This window comes from Enterobacter cloacae complex sp. P14RS (assembly GCF_014895895.1).
Taxonomy (GTDB): Bacteria; Pseudomonadota; Gammaproteobacteria; order Enterobacterales; family Enterobacteriaceae; genus Enterobacter; species Enterobacter bugandensis.
Genome location: NZ_JADBQM010000006.1, coordinates 464,676 through 485,407, shown reverse-complemented (window position 1 = coordinate 485,407; position 20,732 = coordinate 464,676). Strand labels below are relative to the sequence as shown.

The 20,732-nt window shown below is 53.5% G+C and carries 19 protein-coding genes, 1 pseudogene and 1 riboswitch; of the genes and pseudogenes, 11 read left to right on the top strand and 9 right to left on the bottom strand.

Annotation, left to right across the window (positions count from 1 at the left end):
• A partial coding sequence (locus IM295_RS06330; protein WP_193066406.1) for a hypothetical protein occupies positions 1–432 on the bottom strand: 432 nt, incomplete at its 3' end.
• 318 nt (positions 433–750) lie between these two features.
• On the opposite strand from IM295_RS06330, the gene yegQ reads away from it, so the two are divergent.
• On the top strand, positions 751–2,112 hold the full coding sequence (gene yegQ / locus IM295_RS06325) for a tRNA 5-hydroxyuridine modification protein YegQ (protein ID WP_008500866.1): 1,362 nt from the start codon (positions 751–753) through the stop codon (positions 2,110–2,112).
• A 161-nt stretch (positions 2,113–2,273) separates the two neighbouring features.
• Here yegQ and IM295_RS06320 read toward each other — a convergent pair whose 3' ends face one another.
• Positions 2,274–2,774 (bottom strand): DUF523 domain-containing protein, encoded by a 501-nt coding sequence (locus IM295_RS06320; RefSeq protein WP_193066405.1) that lies wholly within the window; start codon positions 2,772–2,774, stop codon positions 2,274–2,276.
• Positions 2,775–2,915: 141 nt separating this feature from the next.
• On the opposite strand from IM295_RS06320, the gene yegS reads away from it, so the two are divergent.
• A complete protein-coding gene (gene yegS, locus IM295_RS06315; RefSeq protein WP_049000327.1) occupies positions 2,916–3,815 on the top strand; it encodes a lipid kinase YegS in 900 nt (299 codons plus the stop codon).
• 68 nt (positions 3,816–3,883) lie between these two features.
• On the opposite strand, the gene fbaB is transcribed toward yegS, so the two are convergent.
• Positions 3,884–4,936, bottom strand: a complete 1,053-nt coding sequence (gene fbaB / locus IM295_RS06310) for a class I fructose-bisphosphate aldolase (protein WP_008500869.1) — start codon at positions 4,934–4,936, stop codon at positions 3,884–3,886.
• 250 nt (positions 4,937–5,186) lie between these two features.
• On the opposite strand from fbaB, the gene IM295_RS06305 reads away from it, so the two are divergent.
• From IM295_RS06305 to IM295_RS06295, 3 genes are read left to right on the top strand one after another with little or no spacing between them, the layout of a single operon-like run.
• Entirely contained in the window at positions 5,187–6,464 is a 1,278-nt protein-coding gene (locus IM295_RS06305) for a nucleoside permease (RefSeq protein ID WP_028013818.1), read from the top strand.
• Positions 6,461–7,465: an ADP-ribosylglycohydrolase family protein gene (locus IM295_RS06300; protein ID WP_047367942.1), complete on the top strand. Its 1,005-nt coding sequence runs from the start codon at positions 6,461–6,463 to the stop codon at positions 7,463–7,465. The genes IM295_RS06305 and IM295_RS06300 overlap by 4 nt, the downstream gene beginning before the upstream one ends.
• Complete coding sequence (locus tag IM295_RS06295) at positions 7,462–8,415, top strand: PfkB family carbohydrate kinase (protein ID WP_193066404.1); 954 nt, start codon at positions 7,462–7,464, stop codon at positions 8,413–8,415. The genes IM295_RS06300 and IM295_RS06295 overlap by 4 nt, the downstream gene beginning before the upstream one ends.
• On the opposite strand, the gene IM295_RS06290 is transcribed toward IM295_RS06295, so the two are convergent.
• From IM295_RS06290 to thiM, 3 genes are read right to left on the bottom strand one after another with little or no spacing between them, the layout of a single operon-like run.
• A complete protein-coding gene (locus tag IM295_RS06290) occupies positions 8,389–9,135 on the bottom strand; it encodes a GntR family transcriptional regulator (protein WP_028013821.1) in 747 nt (248 codons plus the stop codon). The genes IM295_RS06295 and IM295_RS06290 overlap by 27 nt on opposite strands.
• Positions 9,136–9,177: 42 nt before the next feature.
• A complete protein-coding gene (gene thiD, locus IM295_RS06285; protein WP_045259759.1) occupies positions 9,178–9,978 on the bottom strand; it encodes a bifunctional hydroxymethylpyrimidine kinase/phosphomethylpyrimidine kinase in 801 nt (266 codons plus the stop codon).
• The gene (gene thiM / locus IM295_RS06280; protein ID WP_193066403.1) at positions 9,975–10,745 is read right to left on the bottom strand and encodes a hydroxyethylthiazole kinase; all 771 of its coding nucleotides are present in this window, start codon (positions 10,743–10,745) and stop codon (positions 9,975–9,977) included. The genes thiD and thiM overlap by 4 nt, the downstream gene beginning before the upstream one ends.
• A 35-nt stretch (positions 10,746–10,780) precedes the next feature.
• Positions 10,781–10,877: riboswitch (TPP riboswitch) on the bottom strand.
• Positions 10,878–11,088: 211 nt separating this feature from the next.
• On the opposite strand from thiM, the gene IM295_RS06275 reads away from it, so the two are divergent.
• Both IM295_RS06275 and IM295_RS06270 read left to right on the top strand, forming a co-directional pair.
• The gene (locus tag IM295_RS06275) at positions 11,089–11,349 is read left to right on the top strand and encodes a hypothetical protein (protein WP_193066402.1); all 261 of its coding nucleotides are present in this window, start codon (positions 11,089–11,091) and stop codon (positions 11,347–11,349) included.
• Positions 11,349–11,783 (top strand): hypothetical protein, encoded by a 435-nt coding sequence (locus tag IM295_RS06270; RefSeq protein ID WP_074171867.1) that lies wholly within the window; start codon positions 11,349–11,351, stop codon positions 11,781–11,783. Before IM295_RS06275 ends, IM295_RS06270 begins: the two co-directional genes overlap by 1 nt.
• Positions 11,784–11,829: 46 nt before the next feature.
• On the opposite strand, the pseudogene IM295_RS06265 reads toward IM295_RS06270, so the two are convergent.
• Positions 11,830–12,683, bottom strand: a pseudogene (locus tag IM295_RS06265) (integrase); the annotation flags it as partial.
• A gap of 637 nt (positions 12,684–13,320) precedes the next feature.
• On the opposite strand from IM295_RS06265, the gene IM295_RS23055 reads away from it, so the two are divergent.
• Both IM295_RS23055 and IM295_RS06255 read left to right on the top strand, forming a co-directional pair.
• A complete protein-coding gene (locus IM295_RS23055) occupies positions 13,321–14,391 on the top strand; it encodes a YadA C-terminal domain-containing protein (protein ID WP_226859431.1) in 1,071 nt (356 codons plus the stop codon).
• A gap of 159 nt (positions 14,392–14,550) precedes the next feature.
• Positions 14,551–15,021: a hypothetical protein gene (locus IM295_RS06255; RefSeq protein ID WP_193055608.1), complete on the top strand. Its 471-nt coding sequence runs from the start codon at positions 14,551–14,553 to the stop codon at positions 15,019–15,021.
• Positions 15,022–15,069: 48 nt separating this feature from the next.
• Here the strand turns inward: IM295_RS06255 and IM295_RS06250 are convergent, their stop codons facing one another.
• Both IM295_RS06250 and IM295_RS06245 read right to left on the bottom strand, forming a co-directional pair.
• The gene (locus IM295_RS06250) at positions 15,070–16,503 is read right to left on the bottom strand and encodes a glycoside hydrolase family 32 protein (RefSeq protein WP_193066401.1); all 1,434 of its coding nucleotides are present in this window, start codon (positions 16,501–16,503) and stop codon (positions 15,070–15,072) included.
• A gap of 17 nt (positions 16,504–16,520) precedes the next feature.
• The gene (locus IM295_RS06245) at positions 16,521–17,762 is read right to left on the bottom strand and encodes an MFS transporter (protein WP_193066400.1); all 1,242 of its coding nucleotides are present in this window, start codon (positions 17,760–17,762) and stop codon (positions 16,521–16,523) included.
• A gap of 236 nt (positions 17,763–17,998) precedes the next feature.
• Here IM295_RS06245 and IM295_RS06240 point away from each other — a divergent pair, with 236 nt between their 5' ends.
• Both IM295_RS06240 and IM295_RS06235 read left to right on the top strand, forming a co-directional pair.
• Entirely contained in the window at positions 17,999–19,006 is a 1,008-nt protein-coding gene (locus tag IM295_RS06240; RefSeq protein WP_193066399.1) for a LacI family DNA-binding transcriptional regulator, read from the top strand.
• A gap of 343 nt (positions 19,007–19,349) precedes the next feature.
• Positions 19,350–20,726 (top strand): diaminobutyrate--2-oxoglutarate transaminase, encoded by a 1,377-nt coding sequence (locus IM295_RS06235; protein ID WP_014884533.1) that lies wholly within the window; start codon positions 19,350–19,352, stop codon positions 20,724–20,726.
• Positions 20,727–20,732 lie beyond the last annotated feature (6 nt).

Below are 20,732 nucleotides of genomic sequence, written 5' to 3'. Positions count from 1 at the left end.
TTTATCAATTTGTATATCATTAATTATTGAGTCCTGTTGATTTGTAATATTTAAATCATTTAATATACTTTCATAACTAGATTCTTTTAACCACTCTTTAATCTCTCTCTCATTTAGCTCCTCACAAGTATAAATATTATGGACTCCAGAGCCTAATATAAGCTTATGTAGTGATTTTGAAATATCATTTCTTACTTTCTCAAAAAACAAGGGAATCCAAACACTCTCCAAATAGCTCGTGGTTGATATAATTGGCAAAAACGTCAGATATTCAACATTTCTTGATGGATTTGCAAGATCACAATCAGCAGTAATTAAAAACGCATATTTTTCATTATCCTTGAAGGCTGACCCTGCTTTATTATTAACTCGAAAAATATCTCCTTGCAGAAAATCTTTATATTTAGAAAAATCATTTGAAAAATAATCCATAAGTCAACCTTTTTAGTTTGATTTTGTGATAAAAATCTCAATGAGATTAATTTTAGAACCATACATAAAAACCATAAATGCATTGTGTTTTATATAAACTTAACGATCAACACCATATTGAAAAATATACTTTATTAGTGGGGGGTTCTAGTTCCCCTCATTATTATGTTGTGAATGCCTGCTCGGTACTTAGTCCATCCCAGAGCTTTACCTCCCTGCCCCGCAGCGCTACAATTCCCGCCCTTAAAGTGGGGGATCTCCCCTTACCGCTGCACCTGGTGCATGCGGATCTGACCTGTCATCAGAACGAGAACAAACATGTTTAAACCGGAACTCCTTTCCCCGGCGGGAACGCTGCAAAATATGCGTTACGCTTTCGCCTATGGCGCTGACGCCGTGTATGCGGGCCAGCCGCGCTACTCGCTGCGCGTGCGTAACAACGAATTCAACCACGAGAACCTGCAGCTCGGCATCAACGAAGCGCATGCCCTGGGTAAAAAATTCTACGTGGTGGTGAATATCGCGCCGCACAACGCCAAGCTGAAAACGTTCATCCGCGACCTGAAGCCTGTGGTGGATATGGGGCCGGACGCGCTGATCATGTCGGACCCGGGTTTAATCATGCTGGTTCGGGAGAACTTCCCGGAGATGGATATTCACCTCTCCGTACAGGCTAACGCCGTCAACTGGGCGACGGTAAAATTCTGGAAGCAGATGGGGCTGACCCGCGTCATTCTGTCTCGCGAGCTTTCGCTGGAAGAGATCGAAGAGATCCGCACCCAGGTGCCGGACATGGAAATTGAAATCTTCGTTCACGGCGCGCTGTGCATGGCCTACTCCGGTCGCTGCCTGCTTTCTGGCTATATCAACAAGCGTGACCCGAACCAGGGCACCTGCACCAACGCCTGCCGCTGGGAATATAACGTCCAGGAAGGCAAAGAGGACGATATCGGCAACATCGTCCACAAGCATGAGCCGATTCCGGTGACGAACGTTGAGCCGACGCTGGGCATCGGCGCGCCAACCGACAGCGTGTTTATGATTGAAGAAGCCAAACGTCCGGGCGAGTACATGACCGCCTTTGAAGACGAGCACGGCACCTACATCATGAACTCAAAAGATCTGCGCGCCATCGCCCACGTTGAGCGCCTGACGCAGATGGGCGTGCACTCCCTGAAGATCGAAGGCCGCACCAAATCCTATTACTACTGCGCGCGTACCGCGCAGGTGTACCGTAAAGCCATCGACGATGCGGCGGCCGGTAAACCGTTCGATACCAGCCTGCTGGAAACGCTGGAAGGCCTGGCGCACCGCGGCTATACCGAAGGCTTCCTGCGCCGCCATACCCACGACGACTACCAGAATTACGAGCACGGCTACTCCGTTTCCGAGCGCCAGCAGTTTGTCGGCGACTTCACCGGCGAGCGCAAAGGCGCGCTGGCGGCCGTGGCGGTGAAAAACAAGTTCACCAAAGGCGACAGCCTGGAGCTGATGACCCCGCAGGGCAACATGAACTTCACGCTGGAGCATCTGGAAAACGGCAAAGGCGAAGCGATTGAGGTCGCGCCGGGAGACGGGCATACCGTCTGGCTGCCGGTTCCGGAAGAAGTGGAGCTGAAGTTCGCGCTGCTGATGCGTAACTTCAACGGTGAAAGCACCCGAAACCCACACGGCAAATAGTCAATCAGGGAAATTTTTTCGCGCTGGGATAATTCTTAGAATCGGATCACATACCGCTTCGTTCAATACGGGTATTATCCCCCCGCTGAAAAACATAACCCATAAATGCTAGCTGTACCAGGAACCACCTCCTTAGCCTGCGTAATCTCCCTTACGCGGGCTTATTTTTTGCCTTCTCTCTCCTCAACCCAGGCAATGAGTTCGTCGATTTGCTTCTCTGAGAACACGGCGATCCCATTCTCAGCGAGCAACGATGCAGCAACCCCCATCCCCGCTTTCTGTATACCTCGAAACGATCCGTCATAAATAAACTGACTGCCGCACGTTGGGCTGCCATCGGTTAACAATGCAGCGCTACACCCCGACGCCTGAGCAGCGCGTAGCGCGAGCCAGGCTGCAAGCTGATAATGTGCGGTCACATCCTGCCCGGTATTTTCCATAATTCTGGCTTGCCCGTGCATCACGTTTTTCCCATCAGCAGACATAATCTCTGCCGGTGGACGAGGCACAGGCAACCCGGCAGCAAGCTCTGGGCAGTGGATAACCAGACGTTGTTCCTGTTGCCAGCTAGCGAGTTGCTCGTTCATTCGCGCTTTTTCACTTCCGTTATAACGGACCCTGAAGCCCATCAGGCAAGCGCTTACCAAAATTTTATTCATCATCACTTTCCTGTGATTACATTAATCTCATCGCTGAAGTGTAGCGCGCTTTCGGGCATATTTTGTTCCTTTCATCCTGTTCTTACCCGCTTTTTTCCTCTCTGCTATACACTCTTATTAACGCTAAAAAAGGGAGCAGCGAGGATGGCAACCTATCCAGACAGTTTATTGATTCTCAATGGCAAAAGTGCAGGCAACGATCCGTTGCGTCAGGCGATTATGGGTTTGCGTGACGACGGCGCACGTATCCACGTGCGCGTGACGTGGGAAAAAGGCGACGCGGCACGCTATATCAACGAAGGCTTAGCGTTAGGTATCAGCACCATCATTTCCGGCGGCGGCGATGGCACCATCAATGAGATCGCCTCTGCGCTTATCGACCTGCCACCGGCAGATCGCCCGGTGATGGGCATATTACCGCTCGGCACCGCCAATGATTTTGCCACCAGCGCCGGGATCCCGGAAGATTTAGAGAAGGCGCTTCAGCTGGCGATCCTCGGCAAAGCCACCGCCGTGGATATCGCCCAGGTGAATGACAAAACCTGCTTTATCAATATGGCGACGGGTGGATTCGGCACGCGCATTACCAGCGAAACGCCGGAAAAACTGAAGGCGGCGCTGGGCGGTGTGTCATACCTGATCCACGGTTTGATGCGCATGGACACCCTCAAGCCGGACCGATGCGAAATTCGCGGTGAGGATTTTCAGTGGCAGGGTGACGCGCTGGTGATTGGGATTGGCAACGGACGTCAGGCAGGCGGCGGACAGCAGCTCTGCCCGGAGGCGCTGATTAACGATGGTCAGCTACAGCTGCGCATTTTCACCGGCGACGGTCTGCTGCCCGCGCTGTTTACCACGCTGACGCAGCCGGAAGAGAGCCCGAATATCATTGACGGTAAATCGGCGTGGTTCGAGGTGAATGCTCCGCACGGGATGACGTTTAACCTCGACGGAGAGCCGCTGAGCGGGACGCAGTTCCGCATTGAGGTGTTGCCCGGCGCGCTGCAGTGCAGGCTGCCGCCGGACTGTGTGCTTTTGCGCTGATGTTTCACACGGTGCGCGATGATGCCCTCACCCCAACCCTCTCCCACAGGGAGAGGGAGATGGAGACGTCAGGCAATTGTGACTTTACTGTCCAGATAGACGTCCTGAACCGCATTGATCAGCTTCACACCGTCGGCCATTGATTTCTTGAACGCCTTACGGCCAAGGATCAGCCCCATGCCGCCCGCGCGTTTGTTGATAACTGCCGTACGCACCGCGTCTGACAGGTCGGTATCACCGCCCGCCGCGCCGCCGGAATTAATCAGCCCTGCACGACCCATATAGCAGTTCGCCAGCTGGTAGCGCACCAGGTCGATCGGGTTATCGCTGGTCAGCTTGCTGTAAACGCGATCGTCGGTGTAGCCAAAGTTCACCGCTTTATAGCCACCGTTATTCTCCGCCATTTTCTGCTTCACGATGTCTGCGCCAATGGTCGCCGCCAGATGGTTCGCCTGGCCGGTCAGGTCGGCGGAGACGTGATAATCCACCCCGTCTTTTTTGAACGCCGAGTTACGCAGGTAGGCCCAGAGCACGGTCACCATGCCCAGCTCGTGCGCGCGCTCAAATGCCGCAGAGATCTCTTCAATCTGACGACGGGACTGTTCAGAGCCGAAGTAAATCGTCGCCCCGACGGCCACCGCCCCCATGTTGAACGCCTGCTCGACGCTGGCGTAGAGGGTCTGGTCATACTCGGTGGGGTAGCTGAGAGTTTCGTTGTGATTCAGCTTCACGAGGAACGGAATGCGGTGGGCATAGCGACGCGAAACCGAAGCCAGCACGCCGTAGGTGGAGGCTACACAGTTACAGCCCGCTTCAATCGCCAGCTCAACAATGTTCTTCGGATCGAAGTAGAGCGGGTTCGCCGCGAAAGAGGCGCCCGCCGAGTGCTCAACGCCCTGGTCCACCGGCAGAATAGAGAGATACCCGGTACCGCCGAGCCGTCCGGTATTGTAGAGGGTCTGCATGTTTCGCAGAACCGCAGGCGGACGGTTGTTATCCACCATCACGCGGTCAACGTAGTCGTGACCAGGCAGGTAAAGCTGGTCGGCTGGAATGGTCATACAACGATGCTGTAAAAGGCTGTCGGCGTCTTTGCCAAGCAACTGCGCAATATCAGTCATGTGATACTCCCGTAAATCCGACGTCGTGTCGGTGTGTGTTTATCCAGTCCCATCTTTTATGGGCAGACTAAGCCTGGTACCGACTTAACAGATTTTCCACCATATGCATTTTTTTTCAGCACAATCTGCTGGCTCGATTCGTGTACAACAAAACTGTTACATTGATCAAACAATCGCCACAAAGGTATTTAAAAGGTATTATTGAGTGGTATGTTAAAGGCGTACCTTATCTGACATGCAGGATTAAAAAATGAAAACGAAAGTCCAACTGTCATTCATGATGTTTGTTGAATGGTTTATCTGGGGCGCGTGGTTTGTGCCATTGTGGCTGTGGCTGAGCAAAAGCGGGTTTACCGCCGGGGAAATTGGCTGGTCTTACGCCTGTACCGCGATTGCCGCGATCCTCTCTCCTATCCTGGTCGGCTCGCTGACGGACCGCTTCTTCGCCGCGCAGAAAGTGCTGTCGGTGCTGATGTTCGCCGGCGCGATCCTGATGTACTTCGCCGCGCAGCAAACCCAGTTCAGCACCTTCTTCCCGCTGCTGCTGGTCTATTCCCTGACCTATATGCCGACCATCGCGCTGACCAATAGCATTGCCTTCGCGAACGTGGACGATGTTGAGGCTGATTTCCCGCGTATCCGCGTGATGGGCACTATCGGCTGGATCGCCTCGGGGCTGGCGTGCGGGTTCCTGCCACAGATGCTCGGCTACAGCGATATTTCCGATACCAATATTCCGCTGCTGATGACCGCAGCCAGCTCCGCCCTGCTCGGCGTCTTTGCCCTGTTCCTGCCAAACACGCCGCCGAAAAGTACCGGCAAGCTGGATTTCAAAGTGATGCTGGGGCTGGATGCGCTGGTCCTGCTGCGCGACAAAAACTTCCTGGTGTTCTTCTTCTGCTCGTTCCTGTTCGCCATGCCGCTGGCCTTCTACTACATCTTCGCCAACGGCTATCTCACTGAAGTGGGGATGAAAAACGCCACCGGCTGGATGACGCTCGGCCAGTTCTCTGAAATCTTCTTTATGCTCGCCCTGCCGTTCTTTACCAAACGCTTTGGTATTAAGAAGGTCTTACTGCTGGGCCTGATTACCGCCGCCATCCGCTACGGCTTCTTTGTTTACGGTGGCGCTGAACAGTACTTCACCTACGCCCTGCTGTTCCTCGGCATCCTGCTGCACGGCGTGAGCTATGACTTCTACTACGTGACCGCGTACATCTACGTGGATAAAAAAGCGCCGGTGCACATGCGCACCGCCGCGCAAGGCCTGATTACGCTGTGCTGTCAGGGGTTTGGTAGCCTGCTGGGTTACCGCCTGGGCGGCGTGATGATGGAAAAAATGTTCGCTTACAAAGAGCCGGTGAATGGACTGACCTTCAACTGGGCCGGGATGTGGACATTTGGTGCAGTCATGATTGCCGTGATTGCCGTGCTGTTTATGCTGTTTTTCCGCGAATCGGATAAAGAGATCACCGCAATTGAGGTGGTTGATGGCGATACCGCGCTGACACAAGGGGAAGTTAAATGAAACAAGACCGTATTCTCGGGGCCCTTTACGGCCAGGCGTTAGGGGATGCGATGGGCATGCCGTCGGAGCTGTGGCCGAGAAAGCGCGTCAAGGCGCACTTCGGCTGGATCGACCGCTTTTTACCCGGCCCGGCAGAGAATAACGCGGCCTGCTATTTCAAACAGGCAGAATTCACCGATGACACCTCGATGGCGCTGTGCCTGGCCGATGCGATCATCGAGTGCGACGGGGAGATTAACGCGGACGTTATCGGCAAGCATATCCTGAACTGGGCGCTCGACTTCGACGCGTTTAACAAGAACGTGCTCGGCCCGACCTCCAAAATCGCGCTTAACGCGATTCGTGACGGGAAACCGGTCAGCGAGCTGGACAACAACGGCGTGACTAACGGGGCGGCGATGCGCGCCTCCCCGCTGGGCTGCCTGCTCCCGGCGACGCGGCTGGAGCACTTTGTGAACCAGGTGGCGCAGGCCTCCAGCCCGACGCATAAATCGGATCTCGCCATTGCCGGCGCGGTGGTGATTGCCTGGGCGGTTTCCCGCGCCATCGACGGGGAACGCTGGCAGAACATCGTCGATGCCCTGCCGGGGATCGCCCGCTATGCGCAGGAGGCGAAAACCACCACCTTCAGCGCGTCGCTCGCAGCGCGCATTGAGCTGGCGCTTAAGACCGTGCGGGACGCCAACGGCATCGACTCCGCCAGCGAGCAGATTTATCAGCTCACTGGCGCGGGTACCAGCACCATTGAGTCCGTTCCGGCAGCCATCGCGATGGTGGAGCTGGCGGGAACCGACCCGAACCGCTGCGCCATTTTATGCGCCAATCTGGGTGGCGATACCGACACCATTGGCGCGATGGCGACGGCCATCTGCGGCGCGCTCCACGGCGTGCAGGCCATTGACCCGGCGCTCAAAGCCGAACTCGACGCCGTTAATCAGCTCGATTTCGGTCACTACTGTGAAAAACTGCTGCACTTCAGGGAGCAAAGGGAGGGGGTATGAATTCTTTTGCCCAACGTCTCGACACCCTGCACGCCACGCGCCCGGTGACGGTGCTGGGCGCGGCAGTTATTGACGTCATCGCCGACGCCTACGCCCTGCCCTGGCGCGGGTGTGATATCGAGCTTAAACAGCAGGGGGTGAATATCGGCGGCTGCGCGCTGAATATCGCCATCGCCCTGAAACGGCTCGGCATTGTGGCACAAAACGCCCTCCCCGTCGGCCACGGCGTGTGGGCGGATATTATTCGTAACGCAATGGCGAAGCAGGATCTGCACAGCGCCGTGGAGGCTGAAACCGGCGACAACGGCTGGTGTCTGGCGCTGGTGGAGCCTGACGGCGAGCGCACCTTCATGTCCTTTAGCGGCGTCGAGAACCAGTGGCAGCAGCGCTGGCTTGACGAGCTAAACGTCCCGCAAAATAGCCTGGTTTATCTCTCCGGCTACCAGTTGGCCTCGCCGTGCGGCGAGCTGCTGACGGGCTGGCTTGAAGGGCTGGAGGACGTGACGGCGCTTATCGATTTCGGCCCACGCATCGCGGATATCCCCGACGCGCTGATGGCGCGGATTATGGCCTGCAGGCCGATCGTGTCGCTTAATCGTCAGGAAGCGGAGCTCGCTGCTGAAAGGCTGGGCGTTGAGGCTGAAAACCTGGGCGAGGAGTGGCAGCAGCGCTTCGGCGCCGCGCTGATTGTGCGGCATGATAAAGACGGGGCTGCCTGGTATGATGGCGAGGCATCGGGCGTTGTTCCGGCGTTTCCCGCCACGGTAGTGGACACCATTGGCGCTGGCGACAGCCACGCGGGCGGCACGCTTGCCGGGCTGGCGGCGGGATGGTCGCTGGCAGACGCCGTTCTGCTGGGGAATGCCGTGGCGTCCTGGGTGGTGAGCCATCGCGGCGGCGACTGCGCGCCCACTCGTGAGGAATTACTCCTCGCACACAAAGACGTATAGGTCGCTGCGACAGTAGCTGATGCTGTACTCAATCGGCCGGTGCTGCTGGTCAAGCGCAACCTGCTTGATCACCAGCACCGGTATTTTTTCGTCCATCTTAATGTGCGCCTGAAACTCGCTGTCCGGCATGCGGGCGCTGACCCGTGAACGGGTGCGCTGCGGGAAGATATTCTGACTGCGGAAATAGTCGTACAGCGAAATTCCTATCGCATCCGGTTCGGGAATGAGCCCAACCGGCACCCAGGACTCTTCAATTGACACCGCATCGTCATCCACATAGCGAATACGCTTCAGCAAAAAGACGTCGCTGTTCGGCTCCAGCGACAGGTGTCCCGCCACCTCTTCCGGGCATTTCACCACGCGTTTATTGACCCACAGCGTATTAGGCGTTTTACCGCGTAGCACCACCTGCTGAGAGAACCCGCGCGCTTCCTTGAGCGAGTATTCGAAGATGTTGTTAATTTGCGTGCCGTAACCCCGGGCACGCGTGACAACGCCCTCGGCTTCCAGCGCCTGCATCGCTTTGCGCACGGTGATCCGCGACACGCCGGTTAACTGGCTCAGATCGCGCTCGCCGGGCAAAATGTTCCCGTGCTCCAGCACGCCGCTGCGCACCGCGTTTTTTACCGTTTCGGCAAATTTCAAGTACAGCGGCGTGTTGTCAGGCGCGGCGATCCGTTCAGTCAGTTGAGCGATTAACCGGGTATGCGCTTGTTCCATCTCTGTTTTCTCAGGCGTGGTGTTTTCTGCCAGTATACTGGGTTACCACCACGCATGAAAATGATGAACCGGCCCAATACCGTGACCGACTTCCAGAGTATCGGCTTTTGCCAGCGCCGCCGACAGCCAGATTTTCGCTTCTCGCACCGTATCAGCCCAGCCGTCATGCCGCGGGCGCAGCGCCGCCAGCGCAGCGGAGAGAGTGCACCCCGTGCCGTGGGTGTTTTTGGTCTGTACGCGCGGAGCCGTAAAACGTTGCTCGCCGTCGCGGGTAAAGAGCCAGTCCGGGCTTTCAGCGTCATCCAGATGACCGCCTTTCATCAGCACCGCCCCGCAGCCCATCGCCAGCAGCGCATACCCCTGCTCTTTCATTTCGCGTTCAGTTTGCGCGTGCGACGTGCCTAACAGCGCGGCGGCTTCCGGCAGATTGGGCGTGATGAGCGCCACCTGCGGCAGCAGCTTTTTGCGCAGCGTCTCAACGGCGGAGGCGGAGAGCAGCGGATCGCCGCTTTTTGCCAGCATGACGGTATCCAGCACCACGTTTTGCACCTGATAGCGTTTAAGCCGCTCGGCCACCGCCTCCACAATGTCCGTTTCGGCCAGCATGCCGATCTTGGTGGTATCAATCCGCACGTCGCTGAACAACGAATCCAGCTGCGCGGCAACAAAATCCGGCTCGATACGGTAGACCGACTGCACGCCGCGCGTGTTTTGCGCCACCAGCGCGGTAATCACCGAGCAGCCATACGCGCCAAGGGCCGAGAAAGTTTTCAGATCGGCCTGGATGCCCGCGCCGCCGCTGGGGTCGGTACCGGCAATGGTCAGGGCGTTAATCCGCTTCATGCCTGTTCCTCCAGCGTATAGAGCGCATCCAGGAAGGCGCTGGCAAAACTGCCCGGGCCACGCGACTGCGCAGCGGCGACCGTTCCGGCCCGCTTCATCAATCCGCAGGCGGCGGCAACGTTATCCAGCCTGTCCCCCGGCAGCGAGCAGCTCGCCGCCACAACGGCAGAAAGCGCGCACCCGGTGCCCACTACGCGCGTCATTAACGGGTCTCCGCCCGTTACCGTTCGGGTCCGCTCTCCGTCAGTGATGTAGTCCACCTCGCCGGTGACCACCACAATGGCATGGGTCTGGCGGGCCAACGCCTGAGCGGCAGGCAACGCGCTGGCGGCGGTGTCGGTGGTATCAACGCCGCGCCCACCCGCGCTCATTCCGGCCAGAGCCAGGATTTCGGAGGCGTTGCCGCGAATGGTGGTCGGGTTCAGGGCCAAAATTTGATGGCAAAAACGGGTTCGGAACGTCAGGGCACCCACCGCAACCGGGTCCAGCGTCCAGGGTTTGCCTGCCGCCACCGCGCTTTCAATGGCACGACGCATCGACTGGGCGCGCGGTGCGGTTAGCGTGCCGACGTTGATTAACAGCGCATCGGCTATCGCGGCAAACTGTTCGGCCTCTTCGGCCTCAATCACCATCGCGGGGGATGCGCCAAGGGCCAGCAAAACGTTGGCCGTAAAGGTCTGTACGACGTCATTGGTCATGCAGTGGGTCAGCGGAGAACGGGTACGGAAGTGGTGTAAAACGTGTAAATCGAGCAGGTCAGGCTGCATGGGTTCGCTCCTGCCTTGCGTGAAGAAGCGATGACCGGGAAGGCATCTGACTTCCCTACGCTGGCATTATCCAGATCAGGTAATACGGGTATTTCTCAGCCTTCACAAAGAAGGGCACCCCGAGTCAAATAAAACAAAATCAAAAGCTTGCGATTAATGCTCCTCATTAATCCCTGTTCAGGATAGTAATGCCAGCGGGAAGTCTTGTAAACGGCAAAAGTGGCCCTTTTGGGCTGTGTGTGACAGGATGAGTGACAGTTTGTGTGACACAAGTATCCATCCATTCCTTAGACTCAAGCCGTCTCGAGTATTAAAATATGGAAAATTAACTCGAGGGAGCATTATGCCAAATTCACCAGTCCTAGAATTACAGGAGCTTGCCAGTAGTAGAACGAATTATATTGTGGATGTTCTTATTAAAGCCAAGATGATAGCAGTGAATTATGAATGGGCAAGTCTTCCGCCTGGAAGGTATGGTCAGCCAGCGAAAACAAAGTCTGAAGCACTTTCTTTATACAATTATTATCTGGATGAAGAAGTTAAGGGACAAACAGATCTTCACCTTGACATTGGTTATATTACAAAAACAGCGGAGTCAGAATAATGAAAGCTTGGCCTTTTACATTATTGTTAATTTCAATAGCAACCCATGCAGACTCAAACTTTGGAGTGTGGAGTACTAGTTGTGATGATGATGGTTTTTCTATTACTATTGACAAAAACACCAATCCACTTGTTGTTAATGACAATCAGATTGTTGTCAATGTTCATTCTAACGAAATATCTAAAGAGAAAGTTGATATTTTCTACGACAGTGTAGCTGATCTTGGCCGAGGTGGAATGAATTTTGATTGGAAGAATGTAAGTTCAACTACGCCTCTGGCAGAATTAAACATCGTTAATCGAAATGGCGAATTTCGATGGAATGGGTTTTACGATAGAAAGAAATCCAAATATTATTGGGTGAATGATCCTGATTTTGTACAATCTTATGCAAACAATGGCGTAATTAAATTGCATAAGTGTGAAAAAAAATGAATCTTGCGGAGGCGATCCCTCCGCGCTCTTATTTTAGGTAGTATCACTAATCCCATTGTATTCCGTCAATTACATAACAGACTGAAGATAAGGGAAATGTATGCAGATAGCGCCGGATGATACCTGAACCGCTCTTCTCATGACCAACCACCTGTTGCAAGTGCGACAAGTTACCAACCCAGCCAGCAAAACAGGTGGAAATCATTGTGTGACGGAAACTATGCACCAATCGCCTCGGTCCATAATCATCAAGGCACGGAATCCCAAGCTGATCGCGAACGTCAGCTAACACTCTGCCGATCTTCGTCATGTTCTTACCCGACACAGGCGAGAAGATTTTCTCTTTCCACTGACGATTAACGAAATCGAGGAACCCCACTCGTTCAGTTTGGGGTGGATCGCAACTTGCCGCGTTGCATTTTCGGTTTTCTCCTGCCCCCTTCTTGCTCCTGTGTATGCCAACAGCAACGTGATCCATTTCTCCCAGCCGTTAGGCTGCTTGAGCGCCCAGCCAACAAATTTTCTCATTTCTGCTGCACTATATGCGCCAAATCTCGCTTTGGACGGCGCAGCCACTGCACCATCAGTCGGAGACTTCTCCAGGATGTCTTTGTTGTCGGTTAGGAAGGTTTTGAACAGCGATTTGTAAATCTTCAGATGCTTGTGGATTGACTCCGCACCAACCGAATCTTCAGGCGGCACATCATCGCACTCGATCAATTGCTGGACAGTCATCGAACGGTAAGGCTGAACAACACGCTTAGGCAGGTTTTCAACAACTTCCATCACCTGCTTAATGTCCTGTTTGGTGATCGTCGTGACATCAGTTGTTGTACCGAGGACAATCAACAGCACTTCCATAAAGCGTTTATTGGCTTGTGAGATTGCCTTTGCCCTGTTGTGGGGTCAGTCCATAAATGACCCTGAGCTGTCTGTTAAACCCGTGGCGATTCAGAGATGGTAATATCCTGCTTTTAGATGCGTGGAACGAGAAGAAACAAGCTTGATAATTACAGGGGCTATCGTGCCCCTCTTTTGAACCGAAACCATTCTCCATAACATTTCAATTACGTCCAAAAAACATCCACTTTTTCAGCGTGTAAGAAATAGCTCGAACAACATAATTTTTTCCGCTTTCAGTCAGTCTCTTTTACGTTTCATTAATCATTAAAACTTATTTCGAATGAAATATAAAGTAATCCACAAACCGTTTAACCCCGCTAAACATTTAGCCTCTCAATCAAGGGGTTACCGCGAAACTCGCGTTTGGCCTATCATCTTATAAGTTAATGTAAACATTGAGATATTTTCCTCCACCTCTTAAAAATTCACTTTGGCTATTCATGCCATTTATGATTTAGATCAATATCCCAAAGCTCGCATTAACTGATAGTTACTGCACGTTACGAATTAAGTGATTTATTCAAAATTTAACGTAACTCCGTTATTTTAATCAGGCGTAACCAGACGTTACATCAACACGCCAGGATAGCCAGCCTTGCCCATTTTTACTTTTTAAATGATGAGTGTTTTACAAATGAAAGTTGTTAAAAATGCCGTTACTGCTTTTGTATTTGGTGTTATTTTCACTGGCTCTATGAACGTAACTCAAGCAGCTGATGTAAACGTAAACCTTAACGATAACGTATTCAATTCAGGTTCTTTTATTCAGGTTCAGGGGACTGGCAATACCGCTTATAATCTGGATAATATGAAAGCTGAAAATGTAAAACAAGACGGGCAGATCTATAACTTACAAGGCGATCGTGAGCGGATGCAAAACGAGATTGACGCAAGTAATGGTAATATCAGCACTAACGCCAATAATATTTCCTCTCTTCAGACTTCTGTCTCAGGTGTCGATCATGAAGCTAAATTAGCAGGCGCTCTTGCTGACACCGCTAATAAAAAAGGTGATGCGGCGTTACAGGGCGTGCTGACTAACGGAACTGCAATTACTAATATTGAAACTGTTAACGCTGTCCAGGATAGCCGCCTTGCAACTGTTGAAGCTACTAACGGTATACAAGATGGCCGCCTGTTAGCTCTTGAGAATGCACCAAAACCAACTAACGGGGTTGATGGAAAAGACGGCGCCAAGGGTGAGAAAGGCGACACCGGCGCACAGGGCGTTGCCGGAATTAACGGACGTGACGGAGCGAATGGTAAAGACGGCAAAGATGGAAAAAATGGCGTGATGACCACTATGACGCGCACGCAGGTAGACACGGCAACACAGGCTAAAGTCGCTACTAATAGTCAGGCGGTTACAGCCGAGGCTCAGGAGCTGCAGGCGACCAAACAGACATTACAGGCTCTGAATAACAACACTAGCCAGCAATTTAGATCGCTGCGTGAGGAAGTCGATAATAACAAGAAAGAAGCAAACGCAGGTATCAGCGGCGCGATGGCGATGGCCGGTTTACCTCAGGTGCAAACAAATCAGCGCGTGATGTTCTCGGCTGGCGGTGCGACTTACAACGGTGAAAGCGCGTTAGCGGTTGGGGCGTCGGTTAACTTTAACGAACATATGGTTGGTAAAGTGAGCTTCTCTGATGACACAGCAAATAATATGGGGGCTTCAGTCGGCGTAGGGATTGGCTTTTAATAAATAACCAGTATGACAAAATACATTGTTATCTCTGTAATAGTGTACCTGATGCTTATTATCGTTGGCGCATGGTTAGGTATTATGTATCAGGCTTATTATATTTGCGGCTATTAAACCTTCTTCTATAGAATATATTTCACCAAAGGTATCATCGTAATGATAAAGTCACTCTTAGCGGTATTAATAGCTGGTGCTGCCATCCTGCTTTCTGCGTGTACTTCAACTGCTCAGCGCATGGCCGAATGTGAACGCCAGGGCATTAGCAAAGATACCTGCTACCTGGCTGAGCAAAATCGCCAGAATGCTTATAATGAAGCCGCACAAAATGCAGCATGGGCGAACGCGCGTGATGCCGCAGCGGGTACGGGTATCTGGGATAAAAAAGACGCGAAACAACATGCTCAGGCGGCCAAAGCGGTACACGCCTTTAAATGGGAAGGAATGAAGATCTCAATTAAAGGCGAGATCCTGGATGTCGATGGCGTATTGGGCGCGCTGGATGAAAATGAGCCTCAGGCAAAAGTTTATTCACAAGGGCTATACACCTTCATTTACTATCCTGCTAAAGGCAAATTAGCGGTGAGTAAAGAAGGAAAGTTCGAAGGCTACGCAACAAAGATTAAATAGAAACAGAGGCGACACCTGTCGCCTTTTTAATTTGCAGGCCTTAACGTATTACTCTAGCTGCCACGCCCCGGCATCAATAAGCGATGCGGTTCCCGTCCAGGCAAACATTGCCAGTCCGCGCGCCCCTTCATCAGGATAAATGCGGCTGCTCAGGCACGCCTCCCCTTCATTGACAAACACTTCCACTGACGAGCTGTCAACGAACAGGCGCAGGCTTAGCGTGTCGTTCAGATTCAGCGCGACGCTTCGGGTACCGCACAGGCCATACTGCGGATAATAACGCTCCAGCACCAGGCGCTGCATCTGCGCATCAACGTAGAGACGGAATCCGTCGCCAAGACGAATGCCGTACTGCTCCGCGCTGCTGTTAGCACAGTCCCACTGCAGAATGACCTCCATCGCATCGCAGCTTTCCACCTGAACGATCTGCTGATTGTTGAGCGTGCTCACCGGCCAGGGGAACCACGCTCCCCGCAAGCTTTCCACTTCTCTGGCTGGCCGCATCTGCAGGCGGTTATCCGCGCTTAGCGTCAGTTCGCGCGGTAAAGAGAGCATGCCAGCCCACCCGTCCTGCTGTTCCGGAAGGGGAGATTCCCACATGTCCAGCCAGCCGATAACGATGCGGCGGCCGTCAGGCGTCAGGAAGCTTTGTGGCGCATAGAAATCATGCCCGCTATCCATCTCCACAAACTCACCTTCACGCACGAAAGGTTGGCCGGGCTGCCACTTCCCCAGCAGGTAACCGCTCTGGAAAAGATTGCGATTTTTGAATCCCTCCGCAGCCAGCCCCTGAGGTGAAAACATCAGCACGCGTTTGCCATTGAGGGTGAAAAAGTCCGGGCATTCCCACATATAACCCATCTCTTTTTCAGCCACCGCAAGCACGCCCATATCCTGCCATTCGCGCAGGTCGTCAGAACGGTAAACACGCACCTGGCCCGTCTCGCCATCCCGCGCGCCGACAACCATGTACCAGCGCTCCCCTTCCCGCCACACTTTTGGATCGCGAAAGTGATGCAGCCCAGGCGGCGTGTCAACGATCGTTCCTTGCCGCGTAAAATGGACGCCATCACGGCTGGTTGCCAGGCACTGCACCTGGTAAAGGTTAGCCTCGTCATCCGGATCGCCGTGGAATTTGTGGCCGGTATAAATCAGCGCCAGCGTATCGCCATCCACCACCGCCGAGCCGGAAAAACAGCCGTCCTTATCTTCTGGCCCTTCCGGTGCCAGCGCCACCGGGAGGTGTTCCCAGCGAACTAAATCCTTGCTGCGCGCATGGCCCCAGTGCATCGGCCCCCACTGGGTCGAGTACGGATGATGCTGGTAAAACGCGTGATACCAGCCGTCAAACCACACCAGACCATTCGGGTCGTTCATCCAGCCGGCCCGCGCGGCGAGGTGGTAACGCGGATACCAGCGCAGGTTAAGATCGCCGCGTTTGGCCTGTAATGATTGTTCAGCTTTGGCAATGGAATACATCATTTGTTTACTCTTTTCAGTCAGATAGTGGAGGGTTGCGGCATGAGCGGGTCAGAAGAAGACTTACCCGAGCGCAACAGGAAGATGGAGATGAGCGTGGTGCTGAAAACTAACAGCCCCATAATGAGATAGGATTGGGCAAAGCCGTATTTCTCATAGCTGTAACCCGCCAGCGGCGACAGCACAGACGCAATCACCGAGCTTGTACAGGCAAAGCCCACCAGATAGAGCGTGGAAGAGAGCCGCTTATCAAAATGTAAGCTGTTGTATTTAAATACCGAGACCAGCAATACGGGCAGTTCTACCGCGTGCAGCAGCTTGGTAATGGAGATGAGTACCGGCCCCTCAACCAGACCAGATGCCACCATACGCATTGCCATCACCATTCCCGCGAATATCAGCCCGTTTTTCGCGCCGAGGCGGTTCACCAGCCACGGGGCGCAAAACATGCCCGCCGCCTCAAGGAAAACCTGGAAGGAGTTGAGATAGCCGTACATGGCGTTCCCTTCCTGCAACGTCGGGAACTGTGATGAGAAATAGACCGGGAACTGCTGATCGTAAACGCCGTAAATGCAGGTGCCGATAACGAAAAACACCAGCGCCCAGAAACGCGGCAGCGTCAGCAGGCGCAATGCGTCTTCCAGCGTCACCTTGCCACCGGACACCGCTTCCTGCATGGCGTGCGGTGCGGAAGAGACCCGAAAGCGCGCGAGCAAAACAAAAAACACCAGCCCGGCGCAGCTCGCGACAGCGAAATTCAGCTTCGGATTGATGTTAAACAAGAGCCCCGCAAAAAAGGTTGCCGCCGCCCAGCCAAGCGATCCCCACATTCTCGCCTTGCCAAACTCAAACTGGCTCTGACGGGCCACGCGTTCGGTATAGGATTCCAGCACCCCAATCCCACCGTTAAACGTCAGGCCAATAAAAATCCCGCCGAAAATACTGCCCAGCAACACGTTAATTTGCAGCAGATAGCCAAACAGCAAAAAGGCCGGACCGGAAAGAATAAGCAGACTGGTCAGAAACCAGAGCAGGTTTTTGCGCAGGCCGAGTTTGTCCTGAATAAATCCATAGCAGATTTGAGCAAACAGCGCGGAGACGGAAAGCACGGCATAGATAACGCCCGTATCCCCCGCTTTTAACCCCACTTCCTGGTGGAGCCAGATAGAGAGCAACGAACCGGAAGATGACCAGGTTACAAAAAAGAAAAACAGTAATGCGCTCAGTAAGGGATAGCTGTGAGAGTGATGCGTTTTCATCATGGCATTCTCGTGTTGGAGTAATGACCCAATGGTAACGTTAACATCGATGCTTTCTCATGCTGCCTGATGAAGATTTAAGATGTTAATCACGAAAGTTAACGTTAACATTAAGGAAGTGAGATCGCGATCATAAATTCATAACTGAGATAAGCATGACTTAACCTGGTCATCAGCCTTCCTTTTACATCAGCGACTTAGTTGTATACCCTCTCACAGAGCATTAACGGAGTAAGAAAATGGCTTCCCTGAAGGACGTCGCAAAGCTGGCTAACGTATCGCTGATGACGGTTTCCCGCGCGCTTAACAGCCCGGAGCGCCTTAAACCGGAAACGCTGGCGCGCGTACAGTGGGCTATCGAGCAAACCAGCTACGTTCCCGATCTGTCCGCCAAGAAAATACGCGGCGCGAATGCTTCGCCTAAAACCATAGGCGTGCTGGCGCTCGATACGGTCACGACACCTTTTTCGGTGGAGATTACGCTGTCCATTGAAGAGACGGCCAGGATGCACGGCTGGAATAGCTTCGTCATGAATATGTTTGCTGACGACAATCCGGATGCCATTGTCGATCTTCTGCTCTCCCACCGGCCAGACGGGATTATCTACACCACGATGGGGTTACGTCAGGTTCCTCTTCCTGCCAAGCTGCTCACCCTCCCCTGCGTGCTGGCCAACTGCGAGAGTGTCGGTGAAAAGGTCGCCAGCTATATCCCGGATGATGAACAAGGGCAGTACACCGCCGTCAGGGCATTACTCGCAGAAGGCTATCGGCAGCCCCTGTGTCTGCATTTACCTGTGGGCCATCTGGCCACAACCCGGCGCCGTCAGGGGCTTGAACGCGCCTGCCGTGAAGCCGGAATCGACCCGGACAGCCTGGAACATGAGTATATGGCGCACGGGGATGAGCATTATCGTGATATTCCGACCGCATTGCTGGCGCGTATCCGGAACGGCATCCCGCGGTTTGATTCCGTTATCTGCGGTAACGATCGTATCGCGTTTATGGTGTACCAGACGCTGCTGGCGCAAGGGCTTCGCATCCCTGAAGATGTGGCGGTTATCGGCTATGACAATATGGTGGGCATTGGCGAGCTGTTTTTGCCGCCTCTTTCAACGGTTCAGTTGCCCCACTACGAAATTGGTCGCCTGAGCGCCCTGCACATTATTAACGAAGCACAACACCGGGAAACGACGCGCGTTGAAAGTCCATTTTTAATGCGTGATTCCATTGTACGCGCCATGTGACTACCGCTTTTTGTCGTTGATGGAAAAATAAGGGGGTATGAAGGCAGCATACCCCCTTCTTTTGTCAGCCAATGGCACGATTTGTCACACTCTTTTCTGTCATTTAACAACCTAAACAAATGACGAATAAGCAATTGTTTTCATTGGAAATAAAGTGCAATTTTCTTTTTAAAAATGGTGATATTGCCTCTCCTGTGCTCCATGTCACAAAACAGTAAACAAATTAACCATTGAGCCCCGTGACAAAAGGCTCTATATTGGCGGCGTTTTTTTCAGGCCCCATCTGTTTTTTAACTTTTTATTCAATCGTGGCTCATAGCGAAGCGGCGGTTGTAGGAGTGATATGATGACGGATAAAGTCCGTATTGACACCGTAGATGCCCACAAAAGCAACGAAACCTATCTGGCCCGTCAGGCCGAGTTTGAATCTAACGTCAGGAGTTATCCGCGCAAACTGCCTTTAGCGATTACTAAAGCAGAAGGCGTGTGGATCACCGATGCAGATAATAAAGAATACCTTGACTGTTTAGCAGGCGCAGGGACCCTTGCGCTTGGCCATAACCATCCTGATGTGCTGAAAAGCATCCAAAATGTCATTACCAGCGGCTTGCCGTTACACACTCTGGATCTGACTACGCCTCTGAAAGACGCGTTTTCTGAATATCTGCTCTCTCTGCTGCCTGGTCAGGGCAAAGAGTACTGCCTGCAGTTCACCGGTCCATCCGGTGCCGACGCCGTTGAAGCGGCGCTGAAGCTGGCGAAAAAAGTAACCGGCCGTAGCGGTATCATCAGCTTCTCTGGTGGTTACCACGGCATGACCCACGGCGCACTGTCCGTGACCGGCAACCTGTCTCCGAAAGAAGCGGTTGACGGTATGATGCCAGAAGTGCAGTTCATGCCTTACCCGCACGAGTACCGCTGCCCGCTGGGTATCGGTGGTGAAGCGGGCGTGAAAGCGCTGACTTACTACTTCGACAATCTGATCAACGACGTTGAAAGCGGCGTGCGTAAGCCTGCCGCGGTGATCCTGGAAGCCGTTCAGGGCGAAGGCGGCGTGAACCCGGCTCCGGCTGAGTGGTTGCAGCGCATTCGTAAAGTGACTCAGGAACACGGCATTCTGCTGATCCTCGACGAAGTTCAGGCTGGCTTTGCCCGTACCGGTAAATTCTTCGCCTTCGAACACGCAGGCATCGAGCCAGACATCATCGTGATGTCTAAAGCGGTTGGTGGCGGTCTGCCGCTGGCCGTGCTCGGTATCAAAAAGCAGTTCGACGCATGGGCGCCAGGCCACCACACCGGTACTTTCCGCGGCAACCAGCTGGCAATGGCAACCGGCCTGACGACGCTGAAAATCCTGAAAGACCAGAACATCGCGGGCAAAGTGGCTGCACAGGGCGAATGGCTGAAAGGCCAGCTGAAAGAGATGGCAAAACGTTATCCGGTCATCGGTCACGTGCGCGGTCTGGGCATGATGATCGGTATCGAGATCGTTAAGCCACACGAAGCTGCTGACCATATGGGCTGCTTCCCTGGCGACGGCGAGCTGTCTGCGCTGATTCAGAAGAAGTGCTTTGAAGCCGGTCTGATTCTGGAGCGTGGTGGTCGTAACGGTATCGTTCTGCGCCTGCTGCCTTCCCTGCTGATCAGCGACGAAGAGCTGAAAATCTTCCTGGATAAATTCGAGCAGGCACTGCTTGCTGCGGGCGTTCGCCCGGCGTAACCGGAG